General features: G+C 56.2%; 12 protein-coding genes and 1 pseudogene. 6 read left to right on the forward strand and 7 right to left on the reverse strand.

Annotated elements, in window-relative coordinates; translation table 11 throughout:
- Positions 1 to 22: 22 nt before the first annotated feature.
- The 3 genes from AC1DNI_RS07980 to AC1DNI_RS07990 form a co-directional block, all read right to left on the reverse strand.
- Complete coding sequence (locus tag AC1DNI_RS07980; protein WP_477691434.1) at positions 23 to 508, reverse strand: hypothetical protein; 486 nt, start codon at positions 506 to 508, stop codon at positions 23 to 25.
- A gap of 170 nt (positions 509 to 678) precedes the next feature.
- Positions 679 to 1005, reverse strand: coding sequence for a hypothetical protein (locus tag AC1DNI_RS07985; RefSeq protein ID WP_477691435.1), 327 nt, complete (start codon positions 1003 to 1005; stop codon positions 679 to 681).
- A gap of 184 nt (positions 1006 to 1189) precedes the next feature.
- Positions 1190 to 1792, reverse strand: a complete 603-nt coding sequence (locus AC1DNI_RS07990) for an FkbM family methyltransferase (protein WP_477691436.1) — start codon at positions 1790 to 1792, stop codon at positions 1190 to 1192.
- Positions 1793 to 2418: 626 nt separating this feature from the next.
- On the opposite strand from AC1DNI_RS07990, the gene AC1DNI_RS07995 reads away from it, so the two are divergent.
- Positions 2419 to 2757 carry a BRA0787 family protein gene (locus AC1DNI_RS07995; protein ID WP_027232361.1) on the forward strand — a complete coding sequence of 113 codons (339 nt, stop codon included), beginning with the start codon at positions 2419 to 2421 and terminating at the stop codon, positions 2755 to 2757.
- Positions 2758 to 2817: 60 nt separating this feature from the next.
- On the opposite strand, the gene copM is transcribed toward AC1DNI_RS07995, so the two are convergent.
- The 3 genes from copM to AC1DNI_RS08010 form a co-directional block, all read right to left on the reverse strand.
- Positions 2818 to 3198: a CopM family metallochaperone gene (copM, locus tag AC1DNI_RS08000; protein WP_477691437.1), complete on the reverse strand. Its 381-nt coding sequence runs from the start codon at positions 3196 to 3198 to the stop codon at positions 2818 to 2820.
- An 87-nt stretch (positions 3199 to 3285) separates the two neighbouring features.
- A complete protein-coding gene (locus AC1DNI_RS08005) occupies positions 3286 to 3633 on the reverse strand; it encodes a hypothetical protein (protein ID WP_477691438.1) in 348 nt (115 codons plus the stop codon).
- A gap of 55 nt (positions 3634 to 3688) precedes the next feature.
- Positions 3689 to 4864, reverse strand: a complete 1176-nt coding sequence (locus tag AC1DNI_RS08010; protein ID WP_477691439.1) for a cystathionine beta-lyase — start codon at positions 4862 to 4864, stop codon at positions 3689 to 3691.
- Positions 4865 to 4950: 86 nt separating this feature from the next.
- On the opposite strand from AC1DNI_RS08010, the gene AC1DNI_RS08015 reads away from it, so the two are divergent.
- The 5 genes from AC1DNI_RS08015 (at position 4951) to AC1DNI_RS08035 (ending at position 10275) form a co-directional block, all read left to right on the forward strand.
- Positions 4951 to 5736 carry a phosphatase PAP2 family protein gene (locus AC1DNI_RS08015; protein ID WP_051615118.1) on the forward strand — a complete coding sequence of 262 codons (786 nt, stop codon included), beginning with the start codon at positions 4951 to 4953 and terminating at the stop codon, positions 5734 to 5736.
- A gap of 237 nt (positions 5737 to 5973) precedes the next feature.
- Positions 5974 to 7002: an amino acid ABC transporter substrate-binding protein gene (locus tag AC1DNI_RS08020; protein ID WP_027232365.1), complete on the forward strand. Its 1029-nt coding sequence runs from the start codon at positions 5974 to 5976 to the stop codon at positions 7000 to 7002.
- Between the two features lie 102 nt (positions 7003 to 7104).
- Positions 7105 to 8301 (forward strand): amino acid ABC transporter permease, encoded by a 1197-nt coding sequence (locus AC1DNI_RS08025; RefSeq protein WP_153667717.1) that lies wholly within the window; start codon positions 7105 to 7107, stop codon positions 8299 to 8301.
- A gap of 2 nt (positions 8302 to 8303) precedes the next feature.
- Entirely contained in the window at positions 8304 to 9458 is a 1155-nt protein-coding gene (locus AC1DNI_RS08030) for an amino acid ABC transporter permease (protein ID WP_027232367.1), read from the forward strand.
- A 13-nt stretch (positions 9459 to 9471) separates the two neighbouring features.
- On the forward strand, positions 9472 to 10275 hold the full coding sequence (locus AC1DNI_RS08035) for an amino acid ABC transporter ATP-binding protein (RefSeq protein WP_027232368.1): 804 nt from the start codon (positions 9472 to 9474) through the stop codon (positions 10273 to 10275).
- A 116-nt stretch (positions 10276 to 10391) separates the two neighbouring features.
- Here the strand turns inward: AC1DNI_RS08035 and AC1DNI_RS08040 are convergent.
- A pseudogene (locus AC1DNI_RS08040) lies at positions 10392 to 10531 on the reverse strand (IS110 family transposase); the annotation flags it as partial.

The raw sequence follows: 10531 nt of genomic DNA on the forward strand, positions 1-10531 counted from the left end.
ACCGGCTCTTTTAGTGCATTTTTCAAGCTTGCAGCGGATGGAACCGCCGCAGCGAAAGAAACCCGGCGATGATGAAAAGTACAAGCACGATCCCCTGGCTGATTGCGAATGGCGGTTCCGACTGCGTGGGCGCGAGTGCGTTAAGGGCTGGGATCTTCTGAAACGATTGCGCGACAAGCACGAAAACGTTGAGGTAGAGCGACACGATCGCGCATACCACATAGACCCAGCGCCACGATCCCGCGAGGCGGAATGCATAGAGGGCGGCGATTGCCAGAACAAGAAATACCATCGAGATAATCCCGACGCCAATCGCCGGGGTGAAGCCGTTGAATGGGAACAGAAATCCGGTCACGCTCGTGGCGACCGTCGTCAGCAGGAAGATAAAGGTCCAGCCCGGCCAGTTCTCCGACTTGAGCAGGCCCGACAGGACGACCAGTCCTGTCACGATGCCAATAAGGCTCAAGATCACGTGGAACAAGGTAAATGGCGTCATACCCAGAATCATGATGGTCCCCTCAACTCGTGATTGTATGGCGTGGAATCAACTTCACACAACGAAACAATTTTTACAAACAAAAGTAAATCGGACACATCTTCTTCAAAAATATGAGTGTAGTTCTCAATATTTAAGCGTGGATGCTGGCAGGAGACTTGCATTTTCAGTAAGGGGGTAGGTTAACTGGCACATTTCCTGCGGTCGATCGAACGTGTCATCGAATCGACCTGGCCCTGCAGCGGCCCGGCCTGCTTCTGGTTATTGGTGCGATAGTCGGGAAGGAAGGGCCCAAGACCAACAATAATATTCGGGTCCTGGTAGCCGGCGCCATTTGTCAGGCGGCTGACCTCGGCCATCTTCTGGTTGCGCTGAGCGATCAGAGCCGCGCAGTCTGTCGTATCGTAGTTCAGCGACGAAATCTTCTCGTTGTCGAGTTGGCCCTGGATGTTGCCGCAACCGGCAAGAACTACGGTAAGGATGATCACCTGAAGGTGCCGTATCGTCATAAGTCAAATATCCCCGATCGCGAAGCAGCGCGGACATGAATGGGCCAATGGCGATGTTTTGGCAAGATGGGTGTCCAAAATCTCGCGCAACGCAGACGTCATGAAGTGCGCGACATACTGAATGGCGACCGCTCGACCAGCAACCGCCGGGGGTGATGCCGAGGCGGCTGCACCATGATCGGGCTCAGTTGACAATCAGAACGCGCTGGCCGACGCGATTGGTCGGAATATCCATTATCGTGGTTATCCGCGCGCTTTCGTCGTCAAATACAACACAGCGATGGTAATGAGTTGCAAGAAAGCGCAAAAAACTTGCGGTCTGGCCCGGTTGGGCCGGATTTGGTGACATGACCACGTAAATGGGGATGCTCTGCCGCATGACCTGGAGAAGGCCAAGGCACGCCATCGTCTCGTAACCCTCAATGTCGATCCAGACGAGGCCCAACTGGTTTGTGGGGACACGCGCATCGTCCAATATAGTTTGGGCGGTGTTGACGGTGGTCCGCAGCGGCATGTCCGATGCATGTTTTTGCCTGACGCTGCTCTTGAGGCTGTCGGTACGGTTAACATGGAAATTGATCATGCCATCGATCATGCCGGCGGCGGAGGGGACCTTGTGTACAACCTCATCGAGATTTTTGTCGGCAACCCTTCGAGCAAGTGCACGGAAATTTTCGGGCTCCGGCTCAACCGCCAGCACGCGCGTAAATGCGCCGCAAGTGGCGAGTTCGCTTGTGGTGGCGCCGCGGCCGGCGCCGAGTTCCAGCACAGTGGAATTGCGGCGCAACGCGCCAACTCCATCGAGTATCCGGCAAACCATGGCCACGTCGCCCTGGCACCGCACTTCGAGGGCAGCCTGGACTGCGCGTGGTAGTTCATCAATTCCGCGCCGGCCAGAGGACCGAAGAAATTCGGCTGCAAATAACCGCAGGGCCGACAGCGGCCCGAGGCCGGTTTTCTTTGTCTGGAAAGTAAAAATCGATGTGGATGCCAGCTCCACGTACTCATCGAAATACATGATGTTTAAATCCGAAAAAATCTAAAAAGATAAAAAACTATAAACGAATTCTTACTTGAGTTCAGGCACGTCGTCAAATGGTGCTAAATGATCAATTCAGGCAGTGATTCCCGTGCGGACCCGGGTTTTTCACCACTCGATCGATGGATGAGCGCGAGCGGATCGCGAATTTGGCGAAAAGACACAAGTTTTATAAATCAGTTATATAGAAGAATCTTTTGATATTCCGGATAAAAAAAGAAGGTTAAAACTGTCGGGAAATCTGGATTTAATCCGATATGCCTAGTAATTTAGTATGATATCGCAGTTTGCGCTTGCTGAAACCGTCGTTCCGCCCTTATGATTCTACTTCCGGGAGCCCCCGGTCGTGCAACCCAAAGAGTGAGGAGACAGGAATGCCTGGTTTGCTGCACCCACTTCACGACGGCCACGCGCCGATCATATTGCAAAACGCCTTCCAAGACGCGATCGATGCACTTGAGGACTGGGAACTCGGCACTGATGAACCGGTAATTGACGTTAACGAGAAGCGGGTCGCGATCAGTACCGTGTTCCGCCGCCTGTGGACTTGCACGGACATTCTTCCGGCACGCACATTGGACGTCATTGAAGATCTGTTGCCGTTGCGTTCAGCTGAATTCAAGGTGGGCACTTCGACCTATGCCGATGCCGCCTATAGTCTGTGGCAACTATGCTTGCAAAAGCGCGCAGCGAGCTATGAGATGCGTATCTAGTTTCAAGTCAAACAATGTGGTCACCCGCCGGTCTCGCCGGCGGGTGATTTTTTTGGAGCGTCAGCCGCCGTTTTTGGCCAGCCAGCTCTTCATCTGTTTGATTTCCGCTTCCTGGGCCGCGATGATTTCGCTCGCGAGTTTACGGATCTCCGCATCCTTCCCGTATTCGAGTTCAACCTTCGCCATGTCTATGGCACCCTGGTGGTGTGCGATCATGCCCCGCACGAAATCCTCGTCGGCCTTTCCCGTGAACTTGATCGCCATATCCTCGTGCATTTTGGCATTGGCCGCGGCGAAGGCCTTCGATGGGGCACTCTGATCGCCGGCGGGCTTTGCGGACATCTCATGCTGCATCTTCCCGTGTGAACTGTCATCCTGGGCAATAACGGGCGTAGCGAAGGCCATGCCGAGAACCAGCGCTGTCGTATAAACTCTCTTCATTGTTGTAACTTTCCTTGGGCCAGCAGAAATCATGCGCGAGGCTTTGGCCCGGCTCACCTGCGCGTCAATTGCGAAAAGTGTTTACGATCAGAGCTTGGGGGGACGTGGCAGGGGCGCTGGTATGCCGTTGACGAGCGGCAGTTGCCGGTCGCGTGGAATGACGATTCGAGGCTTTGCGGCAACTAAAACCATCAGTGCCGTTGCTGGAACGCCGATACAGGCGGCGCAGGCGGCAAGATGCGGCGCCGGGTCCTGCGCGCAATGATTTTGTCCATCACAGTTGCGCTGGTGATGGATGTGCCGGGCCGCTGGCGTCTCCAAACCGTGGTGCTGCGTCCCGATTTCCGCGGCGAGCCGTCCGGGTGCGGCGAATACCGGCACCCAGCCAATGCAAAGCGCAGTTATCAGCGCGAAGATCGCAGCGAAGCGTTTCATCCGGTCGTTCTAACAAGAACCCCGCATGAACTGAAATCACTTCTCTTCACGTCGTTCACGCCGTTCTTGCTGCCGCAAGCGCATTTTCGATATCTGCAATCAGATCGGAAGGGTCTTCGAGCCCGATCTGGAGGCGGATCAAGGGGCCGGCATAGTTTTTTCCGGTGATGACCCGCCCGCCTAGATTGACGTGGACGGCAAGGCTCTCATAGCCGCCCCAGGAATAGCCGAGACCGAATATCTTCAGCGCATTGAGGAAGGCGTGCGCCTGGTTCACCCCGCCAGCGATGACAATTGAGAATACGCCGCCGGCGCCGCCGAAGTCGCGTTTCCAGAGGGTGTGGCCGGCATGGCTTTCAAGCGCCGGATGGAGGACTTCGACCACACCGTCCTGCCGCTCCAGCCAATTGGCAATTTCGAGCGCACTCTTGGCATGCCGCTCCATGCGCACGCCCATGGTCCTGAGGCCCCGCAGGATCTGGTAGGCATCATCACCGCCGACGCAAAGTCCGAGGGCGGTATAGGCAGCGTCGAGCTTCTTGAAGCATGCCTCGGTGGCGGAAACCGTTCCCATCAATATGTCGGAATGTCCTGATGGATATTTCGTTGCTGCGTGAATCGTTATGTCGACGCCGAAATCGAGCGCCCTGAAATAGAGCGGCGTTGCCCAGGTATTGTCCATCATCACAATGGCGCCGGCAGCATGTGCCTTTTCCACGATAGCCGGAATGTCCTGCACCTCGAACGTGTTGGAACCCGGCGATTCGGTGAAGACGACGCGTGTGTTCGCCTTGATCAGCTTTTCGATTCCCGCACCGATGAGCGGATCGTAATATTCGACCTCGACACCGAACTGCTTCAGCATCGTGTTGCAGAAGTGCCTTGTATTGCCGTAGCAGCAATCGACCATCAGCAGGTGATCGCCAGGGGCAAGAAAAGCGAGGAGGGGGAGCGTTACCGCTACCAGACCTGAAGGGACGAGCAATGTTCCTGCCGAGCCCTCGAGTTCGTCGATTGCGCGGCAAAGCGCATCCGTTGTCGGCGTTCCATGCGTTGCGTATGTATATTTCTGCCTGTGGCCCGCCATGGTTTCAGCGTCGGGGAAAAGCACCGTCGAGGCATGGACGACGGGCGGATTGACAAAGCCATGATAGTCGTGCGGATCGTATCCACCATGCGCCAATCTGGTGTTGATGCCCAGTTTCGCCGGCTTACCCGGTTGCTTGTCCATGAGTTCGTCTCCACATCTTGTCTGTCTGGTGAGAAGTCGATAATCCGGCAGCGCGCCGGTTGCAACAGGGAGCGTCGAAAGGAAATATGACGGATCAGCTTCAGGACCGCCCCTCCGGCTTCGTGCGCGCGGGCCAGTCCGTCATCCGCTTTCTGCGCCGCATGAATGCGCCCGCTTATCCGGCGACCGAACCCGCCTGGACGCAAGGAATGACCATGGCTGCGGTCATGATCGTCTTCGTCATTCTCTTGCTGCATCCCTACGATGAGTGGCTGTCGCGCACACTGTCATCGCACGGACGGTTGCGCGAGGCGCGCCACCTGACCGACATTGGTCTTTCTCAGTGGTATTTGATCCCAGCGTTTGCCGTCGCAGTTTGCCTTATCGGCATCGATTGGTGGGGTCTGGCGCGGACAAGAAGAGTTCAGTTCGGCTTGATCTATTCGCAAGCGACATTCGCTTTCTGGGCGATCGCCCTTTCGGGTATTTTCACCAATATCGCAAAGTTTCTGATCGGACGCGCCCGGCCGAAATTCATCGATACGCTCGGTCCAAACGCCTTCTCGCCCTTTGTGTCGGGATATGATTTCGCAAGTTTTCCGTCGGGCCATTCGACGACCATGGGTGCCGTCGGCGCGGTGCTTGCATTGTGGTTTCCGCGCTGGCGGGTTGCGATCATCCTCGCAACGATGTTCATCGCATTTACCCGCATCCTGGTGCGCGCCCATTATCCGACCGATGTCGTGGCCGGCTACAGCGTCGGCTTTCTACTGACGGTTGCCCTTGCAAGGTTCCTCGCAGGGCGCCGCACTGCCTTTGTTTCTGACGGGCGATTCTGGCCCAAAATCCGCTTTCGCGACAATTTTTGGTGAGCGGATCGCGATTTGCACAGCGAATAATCAGAATAATCGCTTTGAGGGCAGGTTAACGGCCTGTTTTGCAATATTCTCAAGCAAAGATTGTCCCTTGACCAAACAGACAGAATGGCCTTCGATGCAGCGGTGAATGGGAGAGGTATTGGGCCCTTTTTGGGTATGGGGGTTACCTGCCAATATCGTACTTTTCCTCTCTGGGAACTAAGGGCAATACAACCAAAGGGTACACTTGTTATGAAAAATCTTGTTTTGAAGGGCACGCTTGCTGTTTCGGCGCTCGTTCTGTTGGCGACCGCTGCCTCCGCCAGCACACTCGACGACGTCAAGAAGAAGGGCTTCCTCCAGTGCGGCGTCAACACCGGTCTTGCCGGCTTCGGCGCTCCGAATGACAAGGGCGAATGGTCCGGTTTCGACGTCGATTATTGCCGCGCGGTCGCCGCTGCGATCTTTGGCGATGGAACCAAGGTAAAGTTTACGCCTCTCTCGGCGAAGGATCGTCTCCCGGCCCTGCAGTCCGGCGAAATCGACGTTCTGATCCGCAACACCACATGGACGCTCAGCCGCGATACGCAGGGCTTCGATTTCACCGGCGTCAACTATTTTGACGGCCAGGGCTTCATGATCAATTCGAAGAAGCTGTCGGGCATCAACTCGGCTCTGCAGCTATCCGGCGCTTCGGTTTGCGTACAGGCCGGCACCACAACTGAGCTCAACCTTGCTGACTATTTCAAGGCGAACAAGATGGAATACAATCCCGTCGTGTTCGAGAAGCTCGAAGAGGTCAACGCGGCTTATGATTCCGGCCGTTGCGACGTCTACACCACCGACCAGTCCGGCCTTTACTCCATCCGCCTGACGCTCTCGGCGCCGGACGACCATGTCGTTCTTCCTGAAATCATCTCGAAGGAGCCACTTGGTCCGGTCGTACGCCAGGGCGACGATCAGTGGGCGGATATCATTCGCTGGACGCACTTTGCGCTGCTGACCGCCGAAGAACTCGGCATCACCAAGGCAAATGTCGAGGAACTGACGAAGAGCGACAGTCCGGAAATCAAGCGCGTTCTCGGCCAGGAAGCCAATACCAAGCTCGGTACGGACCTTGGCCTGACCAACGATTGGGTGGTCAACATCGTCAAGGCAGTCGGCAATTACGGCGAAGTGTTCGAGACCAACATCGGCTCGGGCAGCAAGCTCAAGATTGCTCGCGGCATCAATGCACAATGGAGCAAGGGCGGCCTGCAATACGCGATGCCGATCCGCTGATTAACTCATGCTCAAATAACATGGGGCGAGGGGGCATTGCCTCCTCGCCCTCGACCATAAAACAATAATAATAAGAATAAAAACGAATGAATCGAGGGGTCAATGGCATCGCAGGACATAACGCCTGTCGGAAGATCGAGCGCCAAGGCGTCGCTTCTTTACGATCCGAAAGTTCGCGGACTGGTTTTTCAGGTACTGACGGTTGTTGTCATCGCGGGTCTTATTTACTGGATTATCAACAATACCATCACCAATCTTCAGCGCGCTAATCTGGCGTCTGGCTTCGGATTTCTGGACGGCCGTTCCGGCTTCGACATCAGCAGCAGCCCGTATCTGGCCTATTCGAGCGATTCCACCTACATCAAGGCGCTTTGGGTCGGCATCCTCAATACGATCACGGTCGCCTTCGTAGGCATCATAACTGCGACGATCATCGGCTTCGTCATCGGTATCGGGCGGTTGTCGCATAACTGGCTGATCCGCAAGATCTGCACGGTTTATGTGGAGATATTCCGCAACATTCCGCCGCTGCTGGTCATCTTCTTCTGGTATCTCGGCGTTCTCTCGGTGCTGCCTCAGGCGCGCCAGAGCATCCATCTGCCGTTCAATACCTACCTCAACAATCGCGGTTTCTTCTTTCCGTCGCCGGTGTTTGGCGAAGGCGCTTGGCTTGCCGGCGTGGGCCTCATCGTCGGTATCGTCGGAGCGCTGCTCGTAAAGCGCTGGGCGCGCAAGCGCCAGATGGTCACCGGGCAGCAGTTTCCGGTTGGACTGACCGCACTTGCTCTGATCGTCGGTCTGCCGCTGCTTGCCTTGCTGGTCAAGGGTTTTCCGCTGTCGTTCGACTATCCCGTCCTAGGCTCGTTCAATCTCAAGGGTGGCGCGCAAATCGGCCCGGAATTCATGTCGCTCTATCTCGCGCTGTCGTTTTATACGGCGTCCTTCATTGCCGAGATCGTCCGCGCCGGTATTCGCGGCGTGGGCAAGGGGCAGTCCGAGGCCTCCCATGCGCTGGGGCTGCGTGCCGGTCCAACGACCCGGCTTGTCATCGTTCCGCAGGCGATGCGCATCATCATTCCGCCGCTGACGAGCCAGTATTTGAATCTCACCAAGAACTCGTCCCTGGCTGTTGCGATCGGTTATCCCGATCTCGTGGCTGTGGGCGGTACGATCCTCAACCAGACGGGGCACTCGATTGAAGTGGTTGCGATCTGGATGGTGGTTTATCTCGGCATCAGCGTTCTGACGTCGATCTTCATGAATTGGTTCAACGCCAGAGTGGCACTGGTGGAGCGCTGATCATGGATAATAATCTAAGCTACGTTCGCACCGAAATGTTGCAGGAGCAGACCCCGCCGCTCGGAGAGCGAGGCATCATCCGCTGGATGAGAATCAATCTCTTCGCGACGCCGATGGATACGGCTCTGACCGTATTTGCGCTGCTGGTGATCGCCTGGTTCCTGCCCGGTATCATCAACTGGCTGTTCGTAAACGCCGTCTGGTCCGGTCCGGACCGGTCGGTCTGCTCCACGGTGGCGCAGGGCGGCATCCAGCCTGAGGGATGGTCGGGCGCCTGCTGGGCCTATGTGAACGCCAACTTCAGCCAGTTCATGTATGGGCCCTATCCGATCGATCAGCACTGGCGCGTCAATATCGTCGCGATCCTGTTTGTGTTGCTGCTCGTGCCGCTGCTCATTCCGAAGGCCCCGTACAAGGTTGCCAACGCCATCGTCTTCTTCTTCATCTTCCCGATTGTCGCCTTCTTCCTGCTTGTCGGCGGCTGGTTTGGCTTGCCTTATGTGGAGACGGCCAATTGGGGCGGACTATTGGTAACGTTGACGCTATCCTTCGTCGGCATTTCAGTATCGCTGCCGCTCGGCATTGCGCTTGCGCTTGGGCGGCGCTCAAAGATGCCGGTAATCAAGATGCTGTGCGTCATCTTCATCGAGACGATCCGCGGCATCCCGCTCATCACCGTGCTCTTCATGGCAAGCTATATGCTGCCGCTGTTCCTGCCGCCGGGTGTATCCTTCGACAAGTATCTGCGTGCTCTGATCGGCGTTGCGCTCTTTGCTTCGGCCTATATGGCGGAAGTGGTGCGCGGTGGTCTGCAGGCAATCCCGAAGGGGCAGTATGAGGGCGCAGATTCGCTGGGGTTGAGCTATTGGCAGAAGACCGGGCTCATCATCCTTCCGCAGGCGCTCAAGCTGGTCATCCCGGGCATCGTCAACACGTTCATTGGCCTCTTCAAGGATACCAGCCTTGTAACGGTCATCAGCATGTTCGACCTGCTGGGAACCGTGAAGCAGCACTTCGCCGATGCCAATTGGGCATCACCGCAGACCCCCATCTCCGGCTTGATTTTTGCCGGTTTCGTATTCTGGATTTTCTGTTTCGGGATGTCGCGCTATTCCATCTTCATGGAAAAGCGGCTCGACAAAGGACATAAACGCTGAGGAGCACCGCATAATGACAACCGAAAACGTTGTTGACCCAAATGAAATCCACGTCGACCGATCGCTCTTGCACGTGTCGAAGACGGACGTGGCTGTCGATATCATCAACATGAACAAGTGGTACGGGGATTTCCACGTCCTCAAGGATATCAACCTCAAGGTCATGCGCGGCGAGCGCATCGTCGTTGCGGGGCCTTCGGGATCGGGCAAGTCGACCATGATCCGCTGCATCAACCGCCTCGAAGAACACCAGAGCGGCAAGATCATCGTCGATGGCATTGAGCTTACGAACGACTTGAAGAAGATCGACGAAGTCCGCCGCGAAGTCGGTATGGTCTTCCAGCACTTCAATCTGTTCCCGCATCTGACAATCCTCGAGAATTGCACGCTTGCGCCGATCTGGGTTCGCAAGATGCCGAAGAAGAAGGCGGACGAGGTCGCGATGCACTATCTCGAGCGCGTCAAGATTCCGGAACAGGCCAACAAGTATCCGGGCCAGTTGTCCGGTGGCCAGCAGCAGCGCGTTGCTATTGCCCGCTCGCTGTGCATGAACCCGCGCATCATGCTGTTCGATGAGCCGACTTCGGCGCTCGATCCGGAAATGATCAAGGAAGTGCTCGACACCATGGTGCAACTTGCCGAAGAGGGCATGACCATGGTGTGCGTTACTCACGAAATGGGATTTGCCCGCCAGGTCGCCAACCGGGTGATCTTTATGGATCAGGGCCAGATCGTCGAACAGAACGCGCCAGCGGAATTCTTCGACAATCCGCAGCACGAGCGCACCAAGCTGTTCCTCAGCCAGATCCTGCACTGATGCGACAAATTTTGAGAGCAGCGGCGGCCTCACGGCCGCTGCTTTAATTTATTTCATCCCTGTTCCGGTTATCCCAGGGGCTTCTCGGCCGTTATCCTCGGGCCCCTCCGCCGTCATCAACTCTGTTGAACGAGGTCGTCTCTCAGTCTCGCATTGAGCACGACAACGATCTTTCGCATGACGGCAGCGAGAGCGACGATCGGCTTTTTGCCACTGGCGACGAGACGTTTGTAGAAGGCGGCGAACTCGCCTTTGC

This window comes from Phyllobacterium sp. 01N428 (genome assembly GCF_056399405.1).